The organism is Albidovulum aestuarii, from assembly GCF_029961185.1.
In the GTDB taxonomy this organism is placed as follows: Bacteria; Pseudomonadota; Alphaproteobacteria; order Rhodobacterales; family Rhodobacteraceae; genus Albidovulum; species Albidovulum aestuarii.
On record NZ_JASBQQ010000002.1, the window covers coordinates 617903 to 642500 of the forward strand.

General features: G+C 61.6%; 20 protein-coding genes and 1 tRNA gene. 7 read left to right on the forward strand and 14 right to left on the reverse strand.

From position 1 onward, the window contains the following. Window positions 1–138: 138 nt before the first annotated feature. The 10 genes from QKW60_RS07800 to lysM form a co-directional block, all read right to left on the reverse strand. A complete protein-coding gene (locus QKW60_RS07800; RefSeq protein WP_282367729.1) occupies window positions 139–687 on the reverse strand; it encodes a sarcosine oxidase subunit gamma in 549 nt (182 codons plus the stop codon). Beyond that, window positions 680–3619 (reverse strand): sarcosine oxidase subunit alpha family protein, encoded by a 2940-nt coding sequence (locus QKW60_RS07805; RefSeq protein ID WP_282367730.1) that lies wholly within the window; start codon window positions 3617–3619, stop codon window positions 680–682. Before QKW60_RS07805 ends, QKW60_RS07800 begins: the two co-directional genes overlap by 8 nt. After that, window positions 3616–3903, reverse strand: coding sequence for a sarcosine oxidase subunit delta (locus tag QKW60_RS07810; RefSeq protein WP_282367731.1), 288 nt, complete (start codon window positions 3901–3903; stop codon window positions 3616–3618). The genes QKW60_RS07805 and QKW60_RS07810 overlap by 4 nt, the downstream gene beginning before the upstream one ends. A gap of 9 nt (window positions 3904–3912) precedes the next feature. Further along, window positions 3913–5163 carry a sarcosine oxidase subunit beta family protein gene (locus tag QKW60_RS07815; RefSeq protein WP_282367733.1) on the reverse strand — a complete coding sequence of 417 codons (1251 nt, stop codon included), beginning with the start codon at window positions 5161–5163 and terminating at the stop codon, window positions 3913–3915. Window positions 5164–5353: 190 nt separating this feature from the next. Then, on the reverse strand, window positions 5354–6736 hold the full coding sequence (locus QKW60_RS07820) for a pilus assembly protein TadG-related protein (protein ID WP_282367734.1): 1383 nt from the start codon (window positions 6734–6736) through the stop codon (window positions 5354–5356). 3 nt (window positions 6737–6739) lie between these two features. Next, window positions 6740–7150, reverse strand: a complete 411-nt coding sequence (locus QKW60_RS07825; RefSeq protein ID WP_282367735.1) for a TadE/TadG family type IV pilus assembly protein — start codon at window positions 7148–7150, stop codon at window positions 6740–6742. Between the two features lie 258 nt (window positions 7151–7408). Beyond that, window positions 7409–9019, reverse strand: coding sequence for a saccharopine dehydrogenase family protein (locus QKW60_RS07830; protein WP_282367736.1), 1611 nt, complete (start codon window positions 9017–9019; stop codon window positions 7409–7411). Continuing rightward, on the reverse strand, window positions 9016–9462 hold the full coding sequence (locus QKW60_RS07835; RefSeq protein ID WP_282367737.1) for a thiol-disulfide oxidoreductase DCC family protein: 447 nt from the start codon (window positions 9460–9462) through the stop codon (window positions 9016–9018). The genes QKW60_RS07830 and QKW60_RS07835 overlap by 4 nt, the downstream gene beginning before the upstream one ends. Before the next feature lie 58 nt (window positions 9463–9520). Then, the gene (locus QKW60_RS07840; RefSeq protein ID WP_282367738.1) at window positions 9521–11416 is read right to left on the reverse strand and encodes an acyl-CoA synthetase; all 1896 of its coding nucleotides are present in this window, start codon (window positions 11414–11416) and stop codon (window positions 9521–9523) included. Between the two features lie 152 nt (window positions 11417–11568). Then, window positions 11569–12006 (reverse strand): peptidoglycan-binding protein LysM, encoded by a 438-nt coding sequence (lysM, locus tag QKW60_RS07845; protein WP_282367740.1) that lies wholly within the window; start codon window positions 12004–12006, stop codon window positions 11569–11571. 158 nt (window positions 12007–12164) lie between these two features. Between lysM and QKW60_RS07850 the strand changes: the two genes are divergently transcribed. Beyond that, window positions 12165–12857 (forward strand): SOS response-associated peptidase, encoded by a 693-nt coding sequence (locus QKW60_RS07850; RefSeq protein WP_282367741.1) that lies wholly within the window; start codon window positions 12165–12167, stop codon window positions 12855–12857. Window positions 12858–13023: 166 nt separating this feature from the next. On the opposite strand, the gene QKW60_RS07855 is transcribed toward QKW60_RS07850, so the two are convergent. Beyond that, the gene (locus QKW60_RS07855; protein ID WP_282367742.1) at window positions 13024–14814 is read right to left on the reverse strand and encodes an ABC transporter transmembrane domain-containing protein; all 1791 of its coding nucleotides are present in this window, start codon (window positions 14812–14814) and stop codon (window positions 13024–13026) included. Between the two features lie 264 nt (window positions 14815–15078). Here QKW60_RS07855 and QKW60_RS07860 point away from each other — a divergent pair, with 264 nt between their 5' ends. From QKW60_RS07860 to QKW60_RS07870, 3 genes are all read left to right on the forward strand, one after another. Beyond that, on the forward strand, window positions 15079–15513 hold the full coding sequence (locus QKW60_RS07860) for a universal stress protein (protein WP_282367744.1): 435 nt from the start codon (window positions 15079–15081) through the stop codon (window positions 15511–15513). Between the two features lie 18 nt (window positions 15514–15531). Beyond that, entirely contained in the window at window positions 15532–17079 is a 1548-nt protein-coding gene (locus QKW60_RS07865) for an alanine/glycine:cation symporter family protein (RefSeq protein WP_419762654.1), read from the forward strand. A gap of 269 nt (window positions 17080–17348) precedes the next feature. Then, entirely contained in the window at window positions 17349–18344 is a 996-nt protein-coding gene (locus tag QKW60_RS07870; protein WP_282367745.1) for a right-handed parallel beta-helix repeat-containing protein, read from the forward strand. A 171-nt stretch (window positions 18345–18515) separates the two neighbouring features. On the opposite strand, the gene QKW60_RS07875 is transcribed toward QKW60_RS07870, so the two are convergent. After that, window positions 18516–18589: transfer RNA gene (locus QKW60_RS07875), tRNA-Gly, on the reverse strand. A 73-nt stretch (window positions 18590–18662) separates the two neighbouring features. Here QKW60_RS07875 and QKW60_RS07880 point away from each other — a divergent pair. Beyond that, complete coding sequence (locus tag QKW60_RS07880) at window positions 18663–19358, forward strand: SDR family NAD(P)-dependent oxidoreductase (RefSeq protein WP_282367747.1); 696 nt, start codon at window positions 18663–18665, stop codon at window positions 19356–19358. Between the two features lie 161 nt (window positions 19359–19519). On the opposite strand, the gene QKW60_RS07885 is transcribed toward QKW60_RS07880, so the two are convergent. Then, on the reverse strand, window positions 19520–20905 hold the full coding sequence (locus QKW60_RS07885) for an IS1182 family transposase (RefSeq protein ID WP_282367749.1): 1386 nt from the start codon (window positions 20903–20905) through the stop codon (window positions 19520–19522). A gap of 868 nt (window positions 20906–21773) precedes the next feature. Here QKW60_RS07885 and QKW60_RS21040 point away from each other — a divergent pair. Together QKW60_RS21040 and QKW60_RS07890 are read left to right on the forward strand one after the other, a co-directional pair. After that, a complete protein-coding gene (locus QKW60_RS21040; RefSeq protein WP_419762655.1) occupies window positions 21774–22226 on the forward strand; it encodes a YbaY family lipoprotein in 453 nt (150 codons plus the stop codon). Continuing rightward, window positions 22165–22650: an META domain-containing protein gene (locus QKW60_RS07890; RefSeq protein WP_282367751.1), complete on the forward strand. Its 486-nt coding sequence runs from the start codon at window positions 22165–22167 to the stop codon at window positions 22648–22650. Before QKW60_RS21040 ends, QKW60_RS07890 begins: the two co-directional genes overlap by 62 nt. A gap of 59 nt (window positions 22651–22709) precedes the next feature. Here QKW60_RS07890 and QKW60_RS07895 read toward each other — a convergent pair whose 3' ends face one another. Beyond that, entirely contained in the window at window positions 22710–24386 is a 1677-nt protein-coding gene (locus tag QKW60_RS07895) for an alpha/beta hydrolase (protein ID WP_282367753.1), read from the reverse strand. Window positions 24387–24598 lie beyond the last annotated feature (212 nt).

Here is a 24598-nt window from a genome sequence, read left to right on the forward strand (position 1 = left end):
CTTTCGCGGCAATTCACCCCCGAGAGTATTTCCCGACAGAAAGTGAGCCCGGCCTGTCACTTTCTGTCTGACAATACTCCGGGGGAATCCCCGCGGTTACGCGGGGATGGGGGCAGCGCCGCCCCGCGCTTCGGTGTATCAAAGCGCCGCAGTGCGTGCGGCGATTGCTTTCATGGCGTGGTGCAGTTCATGCACCGCCGAAGCAGCCATGGAGCGGAAGACCATGATCTCGAACGCCGCGTCTTCAGTCCGACACAGCACCATCATCATATGATTGAGCCCGGTCCGTGCGGCACTGCCGACCGGAAACGCCGTGGCCCGCAGGTCAAGCGGCACGAGCCGTGCCAGCACGGCCTCGGTCCCCGGCCCCTCCAGGCGCATCCGCGCCCAACCGTCCGACTGGTCCGTCATTGCCGCGAGGTCATCAAGTCCGTCCGGTGTCACACCGATCAGGAAGGCCTGATCCCGGCCGCTCCAGACCGTCTTCGCCTCACCGTTCGCAAGCGACTGGCCCGGCTTCGGCCAACCGAGCCCCATCGCTTTCAACGCAGCGCCAAAAGCCCGGTCCTTGCCCGCGAGAGGGGCTACGGAAGTGATGCGCAAGGGGACGCATTCGCTCAGGGTCATTCCGGCTTCGGTGACGGGCAGCAGGCCGTCACAGGCGGTTTTCTCGATCAGGCTAGGCACGGGCGCGTCCTCCCTCCGGGTCGAAGAAGACCGGGTTCATCACTTCGCAGATCACATCCGTCCCCCTGAGATGATCAACCAGCCGGATGCGTTCGCCATGCCGGGCGCGGCCATTCTTCAGGAAGGCGAGCCCGAGATATGTCTTAAGCACGGGCGAGTAACCGACAGACGTGACATATCCCTGATCGTTCACGCGCACCGGATCGGCACCTTCGTTGAAGAGATGCGCGCCCGCGCCGATCTGGCGCGACATCGGAATGGGTCGCAGGCCGACCAATTGTTCGCGTTCCGGACCGACAAGGCCCGGGCGTTGGCTTGCCCCTTTGCCGATGCAGTCCTTCTTGCCCGAAATCATACCCTCCATGCCGATATCGAAGGCCGTCACGCGGCCATGAATTTCGGCATGGGTGATGAAGCCCTTCTCTATCCGAAGGACATTCAGAGCCTCCATTCCATAGGCGCCACCACCGAGGCTTTCTGCCCGGGCGACAAGATCGCGGTAAAGCGCTTCGCCATAGCGGGCGGGTACGGCGATTTCATAGCCAAGCTCGCCCGAGAAGGAGATGCGGAAGAGCCGTGCGTTCACATCCATCAGCCGGACATCAGTGACCCCAAGGAAAGGCGGCGTGGTCACATCGATCGGGGTTTCAAGGACCGAGTTCAGAAGCTCGCGCGCGAGCGGCCCGGCGACCGCGAACTGCGCCCACTGCTCGGTGACCGAGATCATGCGGACATCCCAACCCGGGCAATGCGCCTGCTGGACAAATTCCAGATGCCGCATCACCTGCCCTGCCGCCGCCGTGGTGGTGGTCATCAGGTAGTGCCCCTCGGCCAGACAGGCCGTGGTGCCGTCATCCATGATCAGCCCGTCCTCGCGCAGCATCAGCCCATAGCGCACGCGGCCCGGCTTCAGCGTCGAGAAGGTGTTGGTGTAGACGAGGTCAAGGAATCGCGCCGTGTCCTTGCCCTGAAGGTCGATCTTGCCGAGCGTCGAGACGTCGCAAATGCCGACCCGGTCGCGCACCATCATAACCTCGCGGTCGCAACTGTCGCGCCAGGTCTTCTCGCCCGGACGCGGGAAGTACGAGGGCCGGTACCAGAGCCCCGCCTCGATCATCGGCGCGCCGCGTTCGCGGGCGGCCTTGTCGGAGGTCGTGAAGCGCTGTGGGGCAAAGCCCGCGCCCTGCCCGCCTGCGCCCATCGCGGCGATGGAGACGGGCGTATAGGGTGGGCGGAAGGTTGTCGTTCCGGTTTCCGGGATACCGCGCCCGGTCGCATCGGCAAGGATCGCGAGGGCCGCGACGTTGGAGTTCTTGCCCTGATCGGGCGCCATTCCTTGCGTCGTGTAGCGCTTCATATGCTCGACAGAGCGGAAATTTTCCTGCGCCGCCAGCCGCACGTCCTTTGTCGTCACGTCATTGGCGAAATCGAGCCAGGCGCGGTGCTTCGGTTCCGGCACTTCCCAATAGGCGCGCATCCTGACCGCACCATCCTCGGCCTCGGGCATGTCCACCTTCTTCGGTTTCCGGCCCAGAGCCTCCAGCGCCGCCTCTGCCGCCGCCACACCTTGGGCAAGACAGGCACGGGTGGAAAACGCTCCGTTCGCAGAACCCGCCGCCTCCAGCCCCGGCACCATGCCGGGCTTCGGCACGAAAGCCGCGATATCCTCGCGCCACACGGGACGGCCATTCATATGGCAGGTCAGATGAAGCGCGGGGTTCCAGCCGCCCGAAACGGCAAGGCAATCGCTGACGATCCGCGAAATCTGGCCCGATTTGTCGGCGATAACCACGTCCCGTAGCCCCTTGCGGCCGACCGTGTCGATGATCCTGTAACCTGCATAGACGGGGAAGTCGCCCGCAACCTCTACATCCTCGCGCACGTCGATCAGGGCGGCGATGCGGACCCCAGCGGCAGAGAGGTCGCGGGCGGTGCGGTGGGCATCGTCGTTGTTGGCGAAGATCGTGACAGCATGGCCGGGCGCCACGCCCCAGCGGTTCAGATAGGCCCTGACCGCGCCCGCCGTCATGATGCCGGGCCTGTCGTTGTTGGAGAACGCGATCTGGCGTTCATGCGCGCCCGAGGCGAGCACCGCCCGTTTCGCCACGATCCGCCAGAAGCATTCGCGCGGCAGATCCTTCGGCGGGTTGGCGACATGCAGCCCAACCCGTTCCAGCGCGCCATAAGTGCCGTCGTCATAGGCGCCGGTCACCGTGGTGCGTGTCATCAGCCGGACATTCGGCATGGCATCCAGTTCGGCCACGATCCCGGCAGCCCAGTCTGCAGCGGGTTTGCCCGCGATTTCGAACGTCTCGGACAGGCAGCGGCCACCCATGCGGTGGTCTTCCTCGGCAAGGATCACTTCGGCCCCCGCACGAGCCGCCGTCAAAGCCGCCATGAGACCTGCGGGGCCGGAGCCGATGATCAGCAGGTCGCAGTGGGCCCAGGCCTTTTCATAGCTCTCGTCGTTATGCTTGCCGGAAAGGGCACCGAGCCCCGCCGCGCGGCGGATCGCGGGTTCATAGAGCTTTTCCCAGAATGCACGCGGCCACATGAAGGTCTTGTAGTAAAAGCCCGCGCTGAAGAACGGTGCGAAGAGGTCGTTGACCGCCATCACGTCCATGTTAACCGAGGGCCATGCGTTTTGGCCCCGCGCTTCCAGTCCGTCATGGATCTCCTGCACCGTCGCGCGGACGTTCGGCACCTGCGCGGCGCCTTTACCTACTGTCACCAGCGCGTTCGGCTCCTCCGACCCTGCGGTCATCACGCCCCTCGGGCGGTGATACTTGAAGGACCGGCCAAAGACCTTCACGTCCGAGGCCAGAAGCGCCGAGGCGAGCGTATCGCCCTCGAACCCGGTATAGTCCTTGCCGTCGAAGCGGAAGCCGACCGTCTTTGCGCGGTCGATCAGCCCCTTGCCCGCGATCCTCATGTCTTCTTTCCCCTCTTCGCGGGTTTTTTGCGGTCCGTCAGGAGGCGGGTCGCGGATATCTCATGCGTGACGGTGTTGCGCGTGACCTCAATCCAGGCCGAACAGCCAAGCTCGTGATACCAAAGATCGCGCGTCTCGCCTGCCGGGTTGTCACGCAGATGCAGGTAATCGTCCCATGCCTCGATGGGCGCACCTTCCGCCGGGCGGTTGGCATAGACAGCATCGCCATAATAGGTGAATTCACGCCGGTCGCGGGTGCCGCAGAGGGGACAGTTGATGCGCATGGTTCTCCCTCAATGCAAATTGTGCTGCGACCCGGTGCCTTCTTCATCCAGAAGATGGCCCGTGACGAAACGGTTCAGGCGGAAGCGTCGGGCGTACTCGTGGCTATCGCCGGTCGCCATCAGATGGGCCATGCACCAGCCCGAGGCAGGCACCGCCTTGAAGCCGCCGTAGTTCCAGCCGCAGTCGATATAGAGCCCGCCGACATCGGTCTTGTCGATGATGGGCGATCCGTCGGGCGTCATGTCCATGATCCCGCCCCAGGATCGCAGCACCTTAGCCTTGCCGATCATCGGCATCAGCGTCATGCCCGCCTCCATCACATGTTCGACCATCGGCAGGTTCCCCCGCGCGGCATAGGAGGAATAGAAGTCCAGATCGCCGCCAAAGACGAGCCCGCCCTTGTCGCTCTGCGAGATGTAGAAATGCCCCATGCCGAAGCTGACGACATGGTCGATGACAGGCTTCAGCCCCTCGGTCACGAAGGCCTGAAGGATATGGCTTTCGACCGGCAGCCGCATCCCCGCCATCGCCGCGACCTGACCGGACCTGCCCGCGACGATGATGCCGACCTTCTTGGCCTTGATCGCACCGCGCGTGGTCTGTACGCCGGTCACCCGGCCATCCACGATGTCGATGCCCGTCACTTCGCAATTCTGGATCAGGTCAACGCCGCGCTGGTCCGCACCGCGCGCATACCCCCAGGCAACCGCATCGTGCCGCGCCGAGCCGCCCCGCCGGTGGAGAAGGCCGCCATAGATCGGAAAGCGGGTCTGTTCGAAATCGAGATAGGGCAGATGGCGGCGCACGCCCTCGCGGTCCAGAAGCTCCGCATCGTCGCCCTGATTAATCATCGCATTACCGCGCCGGGCGAAGGCGTCACGCTGGCCGTCGGAATGGAAGAGGTTGATGAGGCCACGCTGAGAATGCATCACGTTGTAGTTGAGATCGGCCTCCAGCCCCTCCCACAGTTTCAGCGAGTGAGAGTAGAACTCCTGATTGCCGGGCAGGAAGTAGTTCGCCCGCACGATCGTGGTATTGCGCCCGACATTGCCGCCACCGAGATAGCCCTTTTCCAGCACCGCGATATTGGTGATGCCGTGGTTCTTGGCGAGGTAGTAGGCCGTCGACAGCCCATGCCCCCCGCCACCGATGATCACGACCTCATATTCCGGCTTCGGATCGGGGTCGCGCCAGGCGGGTGTCCAGCCCTTGTTGCCGAAGAACCCTTCGGAAATGACCCTGAACCCGGAATAGCGCATGATCGTCCTCCCTGCCTGCTCCACTGAACCGGCACGGCAATGAGATTTCAATGCCTAACACCACTTTCCCCGCCGGTTCGCGACATAACGGGTCGCGGTCGAACCTCGAAAAAGAAAAAACGGCCGGAGCGGAGCTGCACCGACCGTTTTAAGTTTCGTCTTGCGACGAGGGAAGAACGGGGACTGACGCCTATTTGGCCAGACGGAAATAAGCCGCTTCGTAATTGTTGGACATGCCATTGCCGCCACAGAACCCATAAGCGCCATTCGACGTCACGTCGAGCTTGCCGCCAGCGACGAGGGACACGCCTTCAAGCCCATTGGCATTGGCGGTGAGAGAGATATCGCCCAGCGCGATGATCTGGCTACCGTACATCGAGACGCCGGAGGCAAAGCTGACACTGCCACGGGTCACGATCTGCACATCGCCACCATCGGCGCATTTGTCATCCTTGCCGATCACGATGCTGGAAGGTGCGCGGACGGCAGTAGATTCCGTGCTGTCAACGAAAATCACCGCATCCTCGATCTGCGCACCGGCATGGATGGTCAGGCGGCAATCGGTGATCAGAACGGCATTTTTCAGGACCGTCCCGGGCTTGAGGTCGTAGGTCCACTTATCCTGCTTGCAGCGCACTTCATGGATGCGGTTCTGCGTGAAGGTTCCGGCTTCCGCGTCCATCTTGTAGTTCAGGTTGATGACCTGGAACTTCTTGATATAGGACCGGTAATATTCGTTCGGATCACCGTTCGGCATCGTTTGCGTCATGACCCCAAAAGTCGCATGCTTTGGGTCCATCAGACCGGTGTAAATGTCGTTGATCCGGTTCAGGATACGGATCTTGTAGGACCCGTCGCGTAACGCGGCTTCCAGTCCTGTATTGGTGGCAAAACCGGAGCTTGGCAGTTCGACATCCGACTTGCTGGGCATCGACACCACGGTACCCGGGTCAAACTGGTTGTTCGACGATGCCTTCACATAGCTCTGCGAGTGGATACAAAATCCCGCGCCATAATGGCTGCCGCTCTGAACCTCGACCCGCTCCTGCGCGACAAAGCCTTCTCGGAAGCACATCGGATAGTAGGTTTCAAAGACGGTCCCCGAGGTCACGTCGAGCTGATTGTAGCCGACGAGCCCCAGCATGTAGGTGCCGACACCGTTGCCACGGTTTTTATGGCGCTTGGCCGCAACCAGCACGGCGTTACGCGACTTCGGGTTCGCGATAAAGACCTGCTTGTCACGATCCCAGTCGCCGAATTGGATATCCGCAGCGGTAAGGATGTTTCCGTATTTCCCGGCAGGCATGTTCGCTGCCGCAACCTCGAGCGCTTTGGTTTTCGCTTCGTCAGGGGTGTGATATTCACGCGTGTAAACTGCAGCGTGCGCGGCTGCGTCGGCGGCGACCTGAAGCTGGGTTTTGGTGGCAACACCACTGCCGAAGTCGACGGCGAGGCCGCCGATGACGAGCGTGGCCAGAAACATCTGCAGGCTGAGGGCTGTGATGCCGCCGGTTTCATCCTCTGCGAATGTCGTAGCTTTACGACCGAACATGATGGGCTTGAAGTTGAACATAGCTCAGTACTCCATCAGATGCTCGGCCTGAACCGTCATCCGCACATTCTTGAACACGCTTGCCACGCCGAAGAGGTCGAGATCCGTCATCGGGACGCTTGCGGTTGTCAGGATCAGGCCGGCACTGGTGACAGTGGTCGCCTTGGGATCCTTCGACATGGAACCGGCGCGGGCGATCACGAAGTCCTGCACGGCAGAATTGGTTGTCAGCCGGCCGATCGACATGTTTCGATTGGCGTCCTGGACGATGCGAAGCAGTTTAGACTGGCCATGAAAGATCATAGACACGTCCACGAGCAGGCCGAACAGCATGATATAGAACGGAAGCCACAATACGGCTTCGATCGTGGCTGCTCCGTCTTCCTCGCGCGAGAATCTGCGCAAAGACAAAGCACGATAAAAACGGCGTATCATTATTGCCCTTCCCCGGCGAATTTGTCCGTCTAGCAGCGTTTTCGTTTTGCCCCCACACAACGAAACACGCGTCAAATCTGGCAATAATTGGGCAACAGGGCTTGATTGGGAGAACAAAGCGCTGAATTCGGGCGAATTGGGTATTCCGTTAAAGTTGTGTTCATCTTGGGCTAATCCACCGTTAACGTTGATAGAAAGACAGCGCGTTTCCGTCTGTTATTTGGGCCGTTGATTCGGACCAGACGGGGGCGGTCAGCGCTATGATTGAGCGATGAGCCAGCCGCGATAGTGTACGATCCGGCCCAACCCAAGCGGCGCATGCAGATCGACATCGAATTGAAATCGCCCATCTTCCTCGCGCTCGACGGCAAAGGATAGCGGCAGGAAAGCCCTCGGCAGGCGCAATGGACCAATCCGGCCTGACGCAACTGGGAAGGTCAGAGCTCCGTCCCTCACCGCCAATGCGAGCGTGAATTCGAAAGGACCGAAGCTCTCGGTCATTCCGTCGTTGCCATGGCGCAGGTGAGACCGGAACTTCCGGCCACCGAAGTCGCGAACCCAGATCTCACCATCGGCATATTTCCGTTTGGTGACCGTAACCGCCACATCTTCAACTGATGGGGGGAAACCGAAGATCAGGGCGATTATCCGGGCGGGCAACCCGGTGCCGCGGACGATCGTCGCCCGACCCGAAAGCCGCAGGCAACCCGTCCAGTCATGACTGTCTCGCACCGCCTTCGGCAGTGACAGGAATGCCCGCCCGAGGAAGGAGAGGAACAATGACGGTGACGGCCGGTCTTCACGCTCTGTCGTGACAGCGATGTCGACCATTGCGCCCTCGAACGCGGCGAGCGGCAGCTCGGCGAGGGCCGGCCGCGCTCCTGCTGCGATGGCATGCGTCCTGGCGAGCATTGCGCGGGCGGCCACCGTCGGGACGAACGGCCCGTCTCCCGCCTCGGCGACGAGCCGCCATTCGGCGGTAACCGGCGCGCCGCTACGACGTCCGCTGACCCGCACGACCATCCCGCCCCGGTCGGACCCGAACGGCGACAGAAGCCGGGCCAACCCTTGCGCAACGCGCACAGTCCAGCGAGAGGGCGCAAACCCGAACGCAGAACGAAACAGCGATAAGACCGCAAGCCCGGCATTCATCGGCCAGAGTTCAAGCCCCGCTCGAAAGCTGACAGAGCTTGCCTTAAAGTGATTTGGAAACAGCCTGATATCTGGAACTTCTAACAGATATCCGGCTCGGGAAAGATCGGGCGCCAGTCGGTATCGGCGTACATCTGACCAGCCTCGCCGCACTTCCCAAGCGCCGCCCTGCCATAACCTGAACGTGGCACCCGTGCGGTCGAGGATCGCAGCGATGACCGACGTTCCGCGCGGCGCACGGTTGCCGGGCAGGATTGCCATGTCGATATCTTCGATACGTTCCATACCCTCCGCCAAGGTCGCGACGGCGGCGGAAGACAGCGCTGGAACGGACGAAACCCCCGACAGCGCAAAAACTCCCGCCGCCTTCGCCTCGGCATCAAGCACCGCGATCCCGGCGCAGAAATCCGGATCGTCAGCAAGGTCGAGATAGGCGATGCCTTGCGCAATGCAGGCGCGTGCCAGCCGGTAGGGATCATCGCCATAGGCGTGGAATGGACCGGCGGCATCGACGACAGCCTCGGGCGCCACAGCCCAAACCGGTGACAGATCGCCGTCACGGTCGAGGCGCAGCGCGCGGGCGCCCAGGCGGGCCGCAACTTCTTCAGCTCGGTCGAAGGTGCGGGCCGCGACGACAACCTCATGGCCGTCGCGCGCCAGAAGCGCCGCCAGGCGGCTGCCAAAAACGCCGGTGCCGCCAAGGATCACGACCCTCATCGCATCAGCCTTGCCCGGAGCGAGGGTGGCGCCATCTCACAAAGGTCCGACCGACCAAAGAGCGCATAACGATTGCGTGCAAGATGGGCGTAGAGCCAGTCCCGCAGTGGCGGGGGAATGACCAGAAGCAACCTCAGGAAATGACCCCATCCACCGGACCGGGCACCGACCCGCGCCATCGCGTCAAAATCGCGCCAGACCCGCCCCGCTTCTAGGTACAGCCAGCTTTCGGGATCGTCCGGATTCAGCCCGTAATGGCGCAACATCGCCTGCCCGAGTGGGGTATCGACTGGACAGATGCGGATATCCCCCCGCCGGTCAAGCCGGTCGATCATACGGGCACCGAAGGTACAAAGCGCACAGTCGCCATCCATGAACGCCACCGGCGCCCGGTCATCAAAATCGGGCACGGCGGGATCGTGACGATAGCTGTAGGGAGGCATGAAGGCGGCTCCTTTACGGCACAGTCTGCCGCCCTCCCCCAGTGTCAGTCCATGCGACCTATTCGACCCAGTCCCAAGGCCGGGTAAATTCACCCAGCTTGTGCTTCAGCGCTTCCTCATCGACTTCACCGGTCTTTTCCAGCCGCGCCACGAGGCCACGCTTCTTGTCCTCGGCTACGTCCTTGACACGAACTGCAAATCCGGCCTCCGCCAGTGCCGCATCATAAACCCGCTGGATCGCGCGCTTTCTCAGATCCGGCTTGAAGATTTTGCCGACGGCGGTCTTGGGCAGTTCGCCGAGCACTTCGATATGCTTTGGAATTGCGGCCCGTTCTTGGATGTGGGATTTGGCGAATTCGATCAGTTCCTCGGGCGTGACCTGCCCGCCATCGACAAGCTCGACATAGGCACAGGGCAATTCGCCCGCGAAGGCGTCTGGCTGGCCGATCGCACCGACGAAAGCGACGGCGGGGTGGCCCATCAGCGCCTCTTCAATCTCGGCGGGGTCGATGTTGTGTCCGCCCCGGATGATTAGGTCCTTCGCCCGGCCGGTGATCCAGAGATAGCCGTCGCCATCGATCCGGCCGAGATCGCCCGTGCGCAGATAGCGCCCTTCGGCGAAGAGGTCGCGGTTCTTGTCCACCTCGGTATAAGTCGAGCCCGCGAAGACGCCGGGATTGGAAATGCAGATCTCACCCACTTCGTCAGTGCCGCATTCCTTCAGTACGCCCCCGTCGCCATCGGTATGCAGGATACGCACATGGGTATAGGGCAAGGGCACTCCAACAGAGCCGACTTTCTTGTGCCCGTCCACCGGGTTGCAGGAGACGAGGCAGGTCGCTTCGGTCAGGCCGTAGCCCTCGGCGATCTGGACGCCCGTGGCCTTTTCGAAGCGGTTGTAGAGTTCCAGCGGCAGCGGCGCGGACCCGGAAATCGCGATCTTGAGCGAGGAGACATCGGCATTTACAGGCCTCTGCATCAGCGCGGCGATGGCCGTCGGGACCGAGATGAGGAACGTCACCTGCCAGCGTTCGATCAGCTTCCAGAAATTGTCAAAGACTCCGTCACCGCGATAGCCTGCCGGAGTTGGCATCACGACATGGGCGCCGGCCGCGATCACCGACATGAAAACCGGATAGGCGGCGAAGACGTGGAACAGCGGCAAGGGGCAGATCAGCACATCCTTTTCGTCGAACAGCAGCGTGCCGCCCAGCCACCCGTTATAGATCATGCCGGAATACTTGTGCTGCGCGACCTTCGGCATGCCGGTTGTTCCGCCGGTATGGAAATAGGCCGCGACCCTGTCGCCCGTGCTGTCCGCGAACGCTAACTGGTCGGCGGGCTGTTTGGCGCATTCGGCGTTGAAATCCAGAACACGTGCCTTGTGTTCAACCGGGTTCTTCGGCCGCACGAAGGGCACGATCCACGATTTCGGCGGGGTCAGGTAGCGGTTGAGATCAACCTCCAGCACTGTTTGAACCCCCGGTGCAAGTTTCAGTGCAGCGGCGGCCTTTTGCGGCACATCGGTCTTGGGGAAGGCTTTGAGCGTGACCAGCACCTTGGCCTTGGTCTCGCGCAGGATCGCGGCGATCTGTTCTGGCTCCAACAGCGGGTTGATCGGATTGACGACGCCCGCAACCGCGCCACCAAGCAACGTCGCGGCGGTTTCAAGCGAGTTCGGCATCAGGTAGGCGACGACGTCGTTTTCGCCGATGCCGAGCGACCGGAAGAGGTTTGCGGCCTGTGTGACCTTGCCAACCAGCCCGTTCCAGTCCCACGTCTCGGCCTTGGACCCAGGGTCGGACAGAATCTGGAAACTGATCGCGTTACGTGTCCCGTGCGCATCGCGTGTTCTGGTCAGAAACTGAAAAAGCGTGACCGGCAGGTCGCGCTCGTCATAGGGCATTTCCTTCTCAACGGCATCGCGGTCGGCAACGCCCGAAAACTTCGGCATCTGTCTCTCCCCTTTCCGGATTTCCCGGATTTTCCTTAGCCGCAGGATGCGGGCAAAGGCGGCTTGGGGCAAGACTGCGATACTGGTTTCGACGCCGCGTCAGATTGCCCGGCCCCGAGAAATCAGGGCCGGACAGCCAATCCGCGCAGATGTTATTTCTGCGGGATACGCAGAACCTGTCCGGGATAGATCTTGTCGGGATGGGTCAGCATCGGCTTGTTCGCCTCGAAGATTTCCGGGTAGCGATTAGCATTGCCAAGCGTCTTCTTGGCGATGGCTGACAGCGTGTCGCCCCTGAACACCGTATGGAATACCGCGCCCTTGGTGTCGTCGTCGTCCGACGTTTCCACCTCGGCCACACCATCGACATTGCCTACGGCAAGGATGACCTTTTCCTTCATCTCAGGGCTGACGGCCTTGCCGGAAACCTTGACCTTGTCGCCCTCGACCTTGATGTCGAGCCCGCTCGCGTCGAGGCCGAGACCCTTGATTTCTGATTTCAGCACCTCTTCCGGCACTTCGGCCGCCTCAGCTGCCCCCACACCGAACAGCTTCTTGCCCGCGTCTTTGACGAAACTCCAAACGCCCATGGAATCCTCCACACTCTGTATGAACCATTTCTGCCGCTTGTCGCGACAAGGTTAATATTCCGGGCCACAGCGACGATAACAAGAACGGTCGGCCGGTTCCGCAGCGTCATCGCCCGGAGAACCGCGATTTCCGCGGGAATCCGCGCACCGAAGGCTTCATGGCAAAGCACATTCGGTACATGCTGCGATTCATGTGTGGCCGCTTCATCCTCAGCGATGCCTCGTGGGCAGAGTATCATGACACGCTGCGGATCATTCGCGGCGCGAGCGGCCATGTCAGTTACAACATCAAGCCAACCCAAACGGTCAGCCTCGCCCGGATAGTCGATGGCCGACTGAGGGCGGACGAAGCGCGCTGGTGGTTCGTGCCCGACTGGTTCGATGTGGGAACGCGCGACTGGAAGGCCACCACATTCAATGCGAGGATCGAGACAGCCGCAAGCAAGCCCGTCTTCCGACGGGCCTGGAAACGGGGCCGCTGCATCCTGCCCGCCTCGGGTTACTACGAATGGACCGGGGACAGGTCCGCACGCCGACCATGGTTTGTCGGACTGACACAGAATGCGCCGGTCTTCTTCGCCGGTCTCTGCGAGGCACGGTCCGATAGCGCCCTGACCTGCACGATCCTGACGCGCGAGGCAACGCCGGAACTTGGCCATCTGCATCCGCGGATGCCTGTCATACTGACGGAAGATGAACTGTTGCCTTGGCTATCGGGAGAAACCGGCGATGCGGATGGGCGCGATCTCGGCCTCGGTTGGTCCGGGCGGTTTGTCACGCGGCCGGTCCGACCCTTTGGACGCGACGATGATGGGCCTGAACTCATCGAACAGGACGGGTTTGACCTTTGATCGGTTGGTTCACAGCCAAATCCATTGTCGCGCCCAGGAGGGCTACGGTCTTCGGCGCAAGCCGAAGGCCGGTTCAGCATTCGATCCTTGATCTAGCCATTCCGGGCGAGGCCCCACGCAATGGAACTGCCGATCACCGCCGCGGTAAAAGGAATGTCGCCTTACGTCACTCAGCCGCCAGTCCCTCGGTGAACTGAAGCCGTGCGAGGCGGGCATACAGGCCACCTTCGGCCACAAGCGCATCATGCGTGCCGGTGGCGACGATCCGGCCCCGATCGAATACGACGATCCTGTCGGCCTTTTTCACAGTCGCCAGCCGGTGGGCGACAATGAGCGTCGTGCGATCCTGCGAAACCGCCTCGACCGCCTTTTGCACCGCGCGTTCGCTTTCTGCGTCAAGGGCCGAGGTCGCTTCGTCCAGAAGCAGCACGGCGGCGTCACGCAGGATCGCCCGGGCAATGGCGATGCGTTGCTTCTGCCCACCCGAGAGCATCACGCCGCGTTCGCCGACATAGGTGTCATAACCTTCGGGCAAAGCGGACAGGAAATCATGTGCGGCGGCCGTGCGGGCGGCAGTTTCGACCTCCGCGTCCGTCGCATCGGGGCGGCCAAAACGGATATTCTCCCGCGCGGTTGCGGCGAAAATCACCGGGTCCTGCGGAACGAGTGCGAGTGCTTTGCGGAATTCGGACCGCGCCATGTCGCCCAGCGCCACGCCGTCCAGCGTGATGCGACCCCGGTCGGGGTCGTAGAAACGCAGAAGTAGCTGGATGACCGTGGTTTTGCCGGCACCGGAGGGGCCGACGAGCGCCACCGTCTCGCCCGGCTTCACATGCAGATTCATGTCTTCCAGCGCCGATTGCTCGGGCCGGGCGGGATAGTGGAAAGTCACATCGTCGAAAACGATCTCGCCCCGCACCGGGCGGGGCAGCGCAACCGGCGTCGCGGGCTCAGACACACTGTCAGTGACATTCAGCAGTTCCACCAGCCGCTCGGTCGCGCCCGCCGCGCGCTGCAACTCGCCCCAGATTTCCGACAGGGCCGCGACCGAGCCTGCCGCCATGATCGCATAAATGACAAACTGCACCAGTTCGCCCGGACTCATCGCGCCCGCCCGCACATCGCGCGCGCCGATCCAGAGGACGCCGACAACCCCGGCGAAGACGAGGAAGATGACCGCGACGGTCATCGCTGCGCGGGTGCGGATGCGGGCCTTGGCAGAGGATAAGGCCTCTTCGGTCACGCGGGCGAACTCGGCCCGGCTTTCACGCTCATGGGTGTAGGACTGCACGGTCTGGACCGCACCCAAAGCCTCTGACGCCGAGCCCGACGACGCGGCAATCCAGTCCTGATTCTCGCGCGAAAGGCGGCGCAGGCGACGGCCCTGCGTGATGATCGGCACAAGGACCAGCGGCACGATCAGCAGGACGAGCCCTGTCAGCTTGGCCGAGGTGAACAGCATCAGAATGATGCCGCCAAGCAAAATCAAAAGGTTGCGCAAGGCAACAGAGACCGATGAACCGATGACCGACAGGATCAGCGTCGTATCGGTGGTGATGCGGCTCACCACCTCGCCGGTCATGATCTTTTCGTAGAAAGCGGGGCTCATCCCGATTACCCGGTCGAAGACCGCCTTGCGAATATCGGCCACGACCCGCTCGCCCAGCCGGGTGACGAGGTAGTACCTTGCGCCGGTCCCAAGCGCGAGCAAGGCAGCGATAACCATGGCGCCCGCGAAGTAGCTGTCGAGCAGTTCGGCGCCCTCACCGAAACCGTCGATCACACGACGCACTGCGACCGGTAAGAGAAGCGAAATGGAGGCGGTCAGCACAAGCGCCCCTCCCGCCCCGGCGACAAGACCGCCATAAGGTTTCAGGAAGGGCACCAACCCCGTCAGGGCACCGACACGTTTCGAAGACGCGCGATCCTCGCTCTGACTGTCTGTTCGCCGTGCCATTTCCCCTCCGCTCCGATCCCACGGGTTTATGCGCCCGCGCGGCCCGGGGCAAGCGGCGGGGCGTCGCAGGGAGAGGCCCGAGCTAACCGCGCAAAGAACGAGCGGTTTTCCTTCGGATACGCAAGATTCTCCTGAGTTGAGGGAAAAATTAGGCATATCTTACGAAGAAAATTGCGTCATCCTGAAAATTAGGGAGGCAATCCCACGACTATCGGGTGACACTTGTCCACCCGACGCAATCGGGAAACAACGAGGGAGAAGATGATGGCAAATGTTTTCGTTGCCGCCTATGACGGCAGTCCTGCCGGCAGGCGGGCCGTCGACCATGCCGTTGCACAGGCCAAACTGGCCGGTGCGTCTGTGGTCGTGGCCCATGTGCTGGAGTGGTCGCCGTATTCGTTCCTGACGCCGGAAGAGATAGCGGAACGTCACAAAAGACGGGGCGAAGAACTGAAGCGTGCCGAGTCGGCAGTGGTTGCTCCGCTTGCCGCCGATCTGGCCAATTCCGGCGTCTCAGTCTCAACCGAAATAAAATATGGCCATGTCGCGGAGACGCTTTGCGACATCGCAAAGGATCACGGCGCCAGCCAGATCTTCATCGGTCGCACCGGTCATTCGACCATCGTGGAGCGGCTTTTCGGGTCGGTCGCGGGTTCACTCGCCCAGATCGCACCGGTGCCCTGCACCATCGTGCCGTAACAGAACGGGGACAATCATATGAACAAGAGAATGGAAACGCGCGCCCTTGTCGGCGCTGCCGCGGCATCGCTACTGGCGGGCGCGGCGCAGGCGCAAACACTCGATGAAACTATCAACGCGACCTTTGCCAGTGCGACGGGCTGGTTCGTCAACTTCATCTTCTCCCCCTTCCCGGGGACGTCCTTCCCATGGATCGTGGCTTGGCTCGTCGTCGCGGCCTCGGTCTTCACGCTCTATTTCGGCTTCATCCAGTTCCGGGTGATCAAACACTCCATCGCGCTGGTGAAGGGCGATTATTCCGATCCCAATGATGCGGGTGAGGTCAGCCACTTCCAGGCGCTGGCGACGGCGCTTTCCGGCACGGTAGGGCTCGGCAATATCGCGGGTGTGGCGGTTGCCATCGGCATCGGCGGACCGGGGGCCACGTTCTGGATGATCCTCGCGGGTCTTCTGGGCATGGCATCGAAATTCACCGAATGTACGCTGGGTGTGAAGTACCGCAATGAATATCCGGACGGCACCGTCTCGGGTGGCCCGATGTACTACATCACCAAGGGCTTCGCCGAACGTGGCGTTCCGGGGGGCAAGTTCCTCGCCGCTCTCTTTGCGATCTTCTGTATTCTTGGTGCCTTCGGCGGCGGCAACATGTTCCAGGCCAACCAGGCGCATCAGCAGCTTTCGGGTGTACTGGGTGACTATCCCGGCTGGATCACCGGCGTGATTTTCGCCATCGTCGTCTTCGTCGTTATCGTCGGCGGCATCAAGTCGATCGCGCAGGTCACCGAAAAGATCGTGCCCTTCATGGCAATCCTCTACTGCGGCACCGCGCTGATCATCATCCTGATGAATATCGGCAATATCGGCTGGGCCTTTGGCCAGATCTTCGCCGGTGCGTTCACCGGTCTCGGCATCGCAGGCGGTGCGGTCGGTGCGCTGATCCAGGGCTTCAAGCGGGCGGCCTTCTCGAACGAGGCGGGCGTCGGTTCTGCCGCCATCGCCCACTCGGCTGTCCGCACGAAAGAGCCGATCACCGAGGGCTTCGTGTCGCTCTTGGAGCCGTTCATCGACACCGTCGTGATCTGCACCATGACCGCTCTGGTGATCATCTTCACCCAGCAGCTTGTGACCGATCCGGAAACCGGCCTTTACGTGATGAACGAAGCCACGGGCCGCATCGCGACCGTGGGCGATACCTCGGGCGTCGGTCTGACCTCGGCCGCCTTCGGCTCCACCTTCGCGTTCTTCCCGTATGTCCTTGTCGTGGCGGTCGTGCTCTTCGCCTTCTCGACTATGATCTCGTGGTCGTATTACGGGCTGAAGGCCTGGACCTACCTCTTCGGTGAGGGCAAGACGCAGGAACTGATCTTCAAGCTTCTGTTCTGCTTCTTCGTCATCGTCGGCGCAGCGGCAAGCCTTGGTCCGGTCATCGACTTCTCGGATGCCGCGATCTTCGCCATGGCAGTCGTAAACATCATCGGCCTCTATGTCCTGATGCCGATCGTGAAGCGTGAGGTCGAAAGCTATCTGAGCCGTCTGAAGTCGGGCGAGATCAAGAAGTTCGTCTGACCGAACCGACCAGAACTCAACAAAGCCGGGCGGTCTCCGCCCGGCTTTTCCATTCGTGAATGATACAACATCTGCCGCTGGAGACTAAAGGGCATCTACCCGGCAATCCGGCAGGCTGTTTCGCCGTTACGACGGAAGCGCAGACAAACGGATTACTTCGTATTTCCGGTCGAGGACTGGAACCGACAGCCGGACATGCCCCTTGGCCCTTCAGCATCCTCCCGCTAGTTTGGTGGCATCCGGGCTGTGCAGATGATTGGAGTTGTTGAATGGCATCTGAAATCGTGACGACCCCACGTGATCTGATCAGACGGCTTGACCGGGCGCGCGGGGGCGAGACGATCCTTGTGCACGGCCAGTTCGGCGATATGACCCTGTCGGGTCTGCGCAAGGAGAGCAGCGTGACCGTTGCCGCCGCAACGCCCGGCGCCGCGCATTTCGAGCGGATCTGGATCGAGGGCTGCGAAAACCTCACCTTTGCGGGGCTGTCCTGCTGGCCGCTTGCCCCCGTGGAACAGACCCGCCGCCGCAAGCACCTGATCGAGGCCGACAAGCAATCGGCCAATATCGAGGTTACGGGATCGGTTTTTCGCGGTCGTGTGGACAGCGACAATCACACGAACTGGACCAGTGAGGACTGGAACGCCGCCAAGATCAGCGCTGTCTTTCTGGCCGGACCGCGCTGCGTGATCCGCAACAATGCTGCGATCGGAATCTATTTCGGCTTCTTCGTCGCCGGTACGGGTTCAGAGATCTTTCAAAACACGGTCTTCGGTTTTTCCGGTGACGGGCTCAGGATCACTGGCGACAATTGCGTGGCGATCGGCAACCGCGTGACCGATGGCGTCAAGATCGACGGCAATCATCCCGATGGATTTCAGGCCTTCAAGGGCGACGGACTTTTGAGCGGACTTGTCGTCAAGGACAACACCGTCATGGAATGGAGCATCCGGCCCGACAACCCTTTGCGTGTCGAACTTCAGGGCATCTCGCTGCATGACGGGCCATACGAAAACATCGTGATCCGCGACAACTCAGTCGCTGTGTCGAGCCCAAACGGCATCCGCATTCACGGAGCCCGGAATATCGAGGTCACAGGCAACCGTATCCGACACCCGGACGGACCCCACGGCAAGTTTCCACAGCTCCGGATCGTCAATTGCGGCGGCTCAATGGTTGTTGAGGATAATCAGGCGGAAAAATTCGGCATTCCCAACGGCATTGGACGGCGCAACCGAAAACCGGATTACACCAGTCCGTTCTGAAACCACGGTCCTGCTGCTCATCTGGAAAGGAGTCTGGAGCGGGCGGCGGGAATCGAACCCGCGTCTCTTGCTTGGAAGACAAGCGCTCATTTAGAATATTTCTAAAACAAAACAATATACTAATCGACGATCACTCGTGATTTTGTCGGCAAATTGTCGGAGAAGTTTTTTTGGAGCGGGCGGCGGGAATCGAACCCGCGTCTCCTGCTTGGAAGGCAGGGGTCTTACCATTACACAACGCCCGCTCGGCGCGCTATGAGGTAAGCGATGTAACCTGCGGGGTCAAGTAGGCCCCAGAGGGATCGGCTGGAGGAGAACATGGACAAACCACGCGCTGTCATCATCGGAGCCGGAGACGGGCTTTCGGCATCCCTCGCCCGGGAACTGTCCCGCGATCACGCGCTGACGCTCGCGGCCCGCAGCGGTGCGAAGATGAAGAGCGTGGCCGACGAGACCGGCGCCGAGGCCGTACTGCTCGATGCGACCGACGAGGCGGCGGTCAAGGCCCTGTTCGACGCCCTGCTCGAGCCGCCGCGGGTTGTCATCTACAATCCCTCGATGCGTGTGCGGGGGCCTGTGGCGGAACTTGCCATGGAAGATGTGCGACGCGTGATCGAGGTCACCGCTATCGGCGCGTTCCTGACCGGCAAACACGCCGCGCGGCGCATGCTCGAGGCTGAACCCGTCGCCGGCTGCCGCGGCACCATATTGTTCACCGGGGCTTCGGCAGGCGTGAAGGGCTATCCGCAGTCGGCGCCCTTCGCGATGGGAAAGTTCGCCCAGCGCGGCTTGTCCGAAAGCATGGCCCGGGAGTTGCATCCGAAGGGCATTCACGTCGCCTGGATCAACATCGACGGTGTGATCCTAAACCCGGGACGGAGCGAACCCGACGACCGACCGGGATCGATGCTGCGGCCGGAGGCCATCGCCAGCACGTATCGCAACCTGATGGAACAGGATCGCAGCGCCTGGTCTAACGAGATTTGCGTTCGGCCGTCGGTGGAGACGTTCTGACTTCCTGCGCCCAGATTAGTCAGAATCGGGGAAATGGGCGGATTCTGTTGAAGAACTAGGCGGGATTTTCGGCGTGATCGCTCTCGGCATGATGAAGCAGCCTTCTTGGTGCCGGACGCTGGTCTGACGGTTACCGGCTTCAGGTGATCTGAGCGCTCAGATCATGCCGTGACCTCCATCTGGCCGAATGTTGGTCGCAGCTTTGCGAGCTTTCGGAGGTTCTGGGCGGTGGCGGCGAGGAGGAACTCATCCCTGGCCCCGTTCGGCCCACGGAGCCGCAGCCGCGTGAGGTTCAGGATGCGCTTGAGGTGGGCGAAGAGCATCTCGACCTTCTTCCGCTTGTCGCGCGACAACTTGTAGGCCTTCGTGGTCCGACAAGCTCGTGCGACCTCGCGAGCGTCCTCGTGCTCTTCGCGCGTGACGGAACGCGCATCAACCTTCGGGCAGCAGAGATGCTTCGACGGGCAGGCATCGCAGTCGGATTTCAGCGCCCGATATTTGCGTCGTCCCGTGATATCCTTGCCCCGGTTTGGGTCGGAGTAGTTGCGTCGGAACTGCCTGAGCGCGTGGCCTTCCGGGCAGATGTATTGATCGTTCTCGGGGTCCCATTCGAAGTCGGACCGCGACCAGGTGCCATCGGTGCGTTCTGACTTGTCGATCACCGGGATGAAGGGGGTGATCTGGCGCTCCTCGACCAGCCAACCGAGGTTCTCGGCATTGCCATAGGCGGTATCTGCCGCGAGCCATTCCGGCCGGATGCCGAAGCGCTGCTCGGTCCGGTCAATCATGGTGCGCGACGCGCCAACCTCGGCCTGCCGGATCGCTCTTGTCGCCTCGACGTCCATGATTACAGAGCTCTTGGTGTCGATCAGGTAGTTCGTGGCATAGGCAAAGTACGGGCGGCTTTCCTCCGCGCGGGTCCACTGAGCTGCCGGGTCCGACTTCGCGACGAACTTCGGCTGCACCGGCGACGCCGCACCGAAGGCCGCATCGTCGAGGGTCTCCAGATATTCCCGCGCCGCCCGGTTGCCAGCTTCACGTGCGACATCAGGATTCCAATCCCTGGCCGCGATGGAGCGGGTCTTGTTGGCGTCGGCCGGGATCAGGCTGGCATCGACAGCGAAGCCCTCGCCGGAGACGAGGTCCTCCTTCAGGCAGCGCTCGACGGTCGCCTCGAACACCTGCCGCAGGAGCTCACTCTCGCGAAACTTGCCATGCCGATAGCGCGAGAAGGTGGAATGATCCGGCACCTTGTCGTCGAGGTCGAGGCGGCAAAACCAGCGATAGGCGAGGTTCAAATGTACATCCTGGCAGAGCCGCCGTTCGGACCGGATACCCATCACGTAGCCGATGACCAGCATCCGCACGATCAGCTCGGGATCGATCGAGGGTCGGCCGGTATGGCTGTAGAATGGCCGAAGCCGCTCGCGCATCCCGTCCATGTCGAGGAACCGGTCGATCTCCCGAAGTAGGTGGTCGGCGGGTACGTGGCTCTCCAGATCAAACGCATAAAAGAGCTGTGCTTCGGCCCTCTGAACCCCCATCATCGCCCAATCCTCCCGATCTCCATAAATTGAGTGAATCAAACGGCTTGCCGCGCTGCAACAATGAGTTTTTCAACGGCATGGGCGGGAACCGGAAGTTCGCCGCGCCCGCAAAATAGCGTTCGGAATTCGGGAAAGCCGACTTTCGCTGCGGTCGCCAGACTGTCGGGCCGACGTTCAAAAAGCGGACTTTTTCACTAAGGCACGTGACTGTCTGCTGAGCGGACACCGCGGCGGAGCCAGAACCGTGTTCTATTCTGCGCTGCCGCAGGTCGGCTCTCGAAACAGCCGATCTTTGCTCTAACTACGAGGTCTGAACTTGGCCAAAGAGCTGCTATCGGACCGCAGTAAAATTTGCCCGGTGATGGATGGTGACGATTCTGACAGGATTTCAAGAGCTTGCGGAACGTCGTGTGCAAAATATGTTCATGTTTCGATCGCGTGATTTCGCGTCCCGTCGCGCTCTTTAGCAATCAACCTTCGTATGCGAGTTCCCTGACGATCATATGGTCAACAGGCCAGTGAATTGATCTCGCCTTAGCGCTGAACGGCCACACATTGATGTCGGAAAGAAGGAGGTCGATTTGAGCGGTGTCCATAAGCCGACGGATGCTCGAGGCGGCGGCGCGTCGTCCTCGTTCTCGCGACGATCTCGCTGACCGACTGTGCAACGGGCGCTTCTGACCTTGGCAATCTCTGGGCCTGTACGCCTGTCGTCGAACACAGCAGGGAGTTCCAGGCGCGGGCGGTTCAACAATTGGCTCTGCTGCCCGAGGGATCGGCGATCGAGGAGATACTGAGCAACTACGCCGTGATGCGGCCGCAGGCGCAAACATGCGAGCAACTCCTGCCTTTGTGCTTTTGCTAGAGCATGCGGTATTGCGTGAAACCAAAACGGGCGCGAGTAAGCTACCCATCTCGAAATGAGTCTCGTAGACTTGAATATGCGGACAATGAAACGGTTTCCGAAAATCTGGGTTGCTTGGGAAAGGATGTAGAACATGCGAGGCCTTTCCGGCGTTCTGTCACTGTTCTCGTGGCTCTTGGCAGCCCCAACATTCGCCGAGGCGCAGATGAAAACGCTCTCAGTGATGGTTTCCTTTCGGGAACGCATTGCGTTTCCCCCGTAGCGCAACTCGACGTGCGGCTCCTTGAGGTCGTGAACGCCGACGGGCACGTCGGTGCCATAGCTTCGCAGGGTTTCGAGATGACCGAAGTCCCGATGACCGTTTCCCTGAGCTATGACCCGCGGGGCGTCGACGGTGAGTCCGGGTATCCTGTCACCGGATGGACGGCAGCAGTTCCGTGCAACCAAGACGCTTGAGCTCCCGGCCGGGCCGGATCAACCAGCGTTCGATATCGTGCTCACAATGGTGACCGACACGGGTACGAACGTCGCGGTGCCGCGCCGCATCTCGGGTGTGGCTTGGACCGTGACGGAGGTCTTTGGCCAAGCATGGCCCAACGATGATCCGGCCACGCTCATGATCGACGACGAGATGAATGTCTCAGCCTTTGGAGGCTGCAATCGGTTCCGGGGACAGATGCAGCCATCCGGCCTCGGGCTTGCCTTTCTCGAAAACATAGCCGGGACCATGATGGCCTGCCCCTATGAGATAGAGGCGCAGGAGCGGCGTTTCCTCGCGGCGCTCGCGCAGGTTTCGGATTACGTGCGCTATGGTGCGGGTCTTGTGATGACGGATTTCGACGGACGCACCGTCTTGCATTTTGTCGAGACCCCCGAATGACAGCCGTGGCCGTTTTCAGGCGTCGCGAGAGCCGGGCACCTGCGCCATGACGCGCCAGATCACGGCTGCCGGTTGGCGCACCCGAGTTGGTAGCCGACATCGCAATGCGCCTTCAGCCGTTGTGTTTCTTCGGGTGTCCAATCCGAGGGTGCCGTGACCTGAACCCAGGGCCCTATATAGTCCTCCGCGAAGTAGGCATGGCCGTGTCCGGGCGGCGCGCCAAAGGACAGGGCCATGTCGAGCGCCAGCTGGAACTGCGTCACGACGGGCATGAAGATGAAGTGCTCCGTCATGTCCTCGGCCGACGGATCCCGCATCCAGGGCGGCGTCCGCCAGAGCGACCGGGGGTCGTAGAATACGACCGGGTCGCTTGAATATTGCAGGAAGACGATGCGCATGTCCCCCCATTCCGCCGCAGCCTCGGACGCATCCGCCGTGTGGGACGCATAGCGGATCAGCGACCCGTCCCCGATCTCCGGCAGGACCCAGGGTGTGCCCGGATTGCGCTGGTTCTGCACATGGTTCCAGAAGGCAGAGGGAAAGGGCGGACCGGCCCAGAACGCGCCGTCGATGGGATCGTCGAGCAGTCGGAACATGTTCGTGGCATGCATCGACGACCAGGCGCCCAGGCTCAGCCCGTGAACGTATAGACGGGGCCGCGTATCGACGGGCAACGTCTTCCAGTACCCATGCACCACATCCTGAAGCGCGGTCGCCTGTTCCAGCCCGGTGTTTGTCTCCAGGATTAAAGCCAGCGGCGATTGCAGGTAGGAATACTGTGCGGCGACGGTGGCGATATCGCCGCCATGCATGTATTCGACCGGATCGTGGGATCCCGGGTCCATCCAGCCGGTTCCGGTGGGGCTTGCTACGATCAGAACGTCGCGGTCGAACGCACCCTGCCGGATCAGTTCGGCAAGCGCCAGTTCGGCCCGCGCCTCGGGCGTCTCGCCATTGGCGCGCCCGACATAGACGCGGATCGGATCAAGCGCGGGCCGACCAGTGAAGGCCGAGATATCCTCGGATGTTGGGCCGGAGGTGATGAAGTCCCGCCCGGGCTTGCCCATGGATGCCCAATCGATCAGGGACTCTGCGCTGCCGGTCATGCGTGGGTCGCCGGGGGGAGGCGGGGCATTCTCGAAAAGCTCCTGAGCGGCTTCGTAGCTTTCGTCGAGGCCCGTTACGACCTCATCGACGATGCCATCGCGCGTAACCACGAACAAAATCAGCACGACCGCGATGAGCCCCAGCACATTGGCGCGCCGCGGTGGCATAATGCGATAGAACCTTGATCGGATCAGGCGAAACAGTGAGGCGACAGCGCGTCCAAGGGCGAAAGCGATGGCAAAGGTCGCAAACGCGATCAACAGGATTGTGGTGAGTTGAAGCGCATCCGCGTCTTCCATGCCCACCTTTTCGCGGATGTCGTTCTGCCACCGCAGACTGGATCCAAGTACCCAAAGAAAGACCGCCAGGAGTGGAAGCGCGATCACCGTTGTCAGGACGTTTGCCGGCCGCCCGGACAACTGCGGAAGATCGGCCGCCCGCCAGAGCAACGCACCGATCTGGCCGATCAAGTAGCCGATCGCCATGACAAGCCCGCCGAGGAGTCCTTGCACAGCCGGTCCGCGCGGGATGAGCGACGGGGTCAGCGAGGCCGCAAAGAAGAGCAGCCCGAGAAGCAAGCACGGCACCGAGACCTTGCCGATGATCCTGGCTATTTCCCCGTTGTTCATGTTGCCTCTTTTACCCTGGGTTCGACGTCTCGGTTCCGACCTTGTCACGAGGCCGCCCGACGCGCAAAAGACTTGCGAAGCGACGCAATCATTTATTTTCCCACTGCTATATTCGAAAATGCCAATGTGGTGCACCGCATGTGCGAGAGCCTGTGCCTTCATGGTGAAAGTGCATGGTGCAAACGCCAGGGTCCTTTTTTCGGCAAGCGCGG

What these genes read in the sequence shown, in the direction of transcription:
- QKW60_RS07805 (WP_282367730.1), bottom strand. Translation starts at nt 3,619, where the DNA reads ATGAGGATCGCGGGCAAGGGGCTGATCGACCGCGCAAAGACGGTCGGC.
- QKW60_RS07810 (WP_282367731.1), bottom strand. Translation starts at nt 3,903, where the DNA reads ATGCGCATCAACTGTCCCCTCTGCGGCACCCGCGACCGGCGTGAATTC.
- QKW60_RS07815 (WP_282367733.1), bottom strand. Translation starts at nt 5,163, where the DNA reads ATGCGCTATTCCGGGTTCAGGGTCATTTCCGAAGGGTTCTTCGGCAAC.
- QKW60_RS07820 (WP_282367734.1), bottom strand. Translation starts at nt 6,736, where the DNA reads ATGTTCAACTTCAAGCCCATCATGTTCGGTCGTAAAGCTACGACATTC.
- QKW60_RS07825 (WP_282367735.1), bottom strand. Translation starts at nt 7,150, where the DNA reads ATGATACGCCGTTTTTATCGTGCTTTGTCTTTGCGCAGATTCTCGCGC.
- QKW60_RS07830 (WP_282367736.1), bottom strand. Translation starts at nt 9,019, where the DNA reads ATGAGGGTCGTGATCCTTGGCGGCACCGGCGTTTTTGGCAGCCGCCTG.
- QKW60_RS07835 (WP_282367737.1), bottom strand. Translation starts at nt 9,462, where the DNA reads ATGCCTCCCTACAGCTATCGTCACGATCCCGCCGTGCCCGATTTTGAT.
- QKW60_RS07840 (WP_282367738.1), bottom strand. Translation starts at nt 11,416, where the DNA reads ATGCCGAAGTTTTCGGGCGTTGCCGACCGCGATGCCGTTGAGAAGGAA.
- lysM (WP_282367740.1), bottom strand. Translation starts at nt 12,006, where the DNA reads ATGGGCGTTTGGAGTTTCGTCAAAGACGCGGGCAAGAAGCTGTTCGGT.
- QKW60_RS07850 (WP_282367741.1), top strand. Translation starts at nt 12,165, where the DNA reads ATGGCAAAGCACATTCGGTACATGCTGCGATTCATGTGTGGCCGCTTC.
- QKW60_RS07855 (WP_282367742.1), bottom strand. Translation starts at nt 14,814, where the DNA reads ATGGCACGGCGAACAGACAGTCAGAGCGAGGATCGCGCGTCTTCGAAA.
- QKW60_RS07860 (WP_282367744.1), top strand. Translation starts at nt 15,079, where the DNA reads ATGGCAAATGTTTTCGTTGCCGCCTATGACGGCAGTCCTGCCGGCAGG.
- QKW60_RS07865 (WP_419762654.1), top strand. Translation starts at nt 15,532, where the DNA reads ATGAACAAGAGAATGGAAACGCGCGCCCTTGTCGGCGCTGCCGCGGCA.
- QKW60_RS07870 (WP_282367745.1), top strand. Translation starts at nt 17,349, where the DNA reads ATGGCATCTGAAATCGTGACGACCCCACGTGATCTGATCAGACGGCTT.
- QKW60_RS07880 (WP_282367747.1), top strand. Translation starts at nt 18,663, where the DNA reads ATGGACAAACCACGCGCTGTCATCATCGGAGCCGGAGACGGGCTTTCG.
- QKW60_RS07885 (WP_282367749.1), bottom strand. Translation starts at nt 20,905, where the DNA reads ATGATGGGGGTTCAGAGGGCCGAAGCACAGCTCTTTTATGCGTTTGAT.
- QKW60_RS21040 (WP_419762655.1), top strand. Translation starts at nt 21,774, where the DNA reads ATGCGGTATTGCGTGAAACCAAAACGGGCGCGAGTAAGCTACCCATCT.
- QKW60_RS07895 (WP_282367753.1), bottom strand. Translation starts at nt 24,386, where the DNA reads ATGAACAACGGGGAAATAGCCAGGATCATCGGCAAGGTCTCGGTGCCG.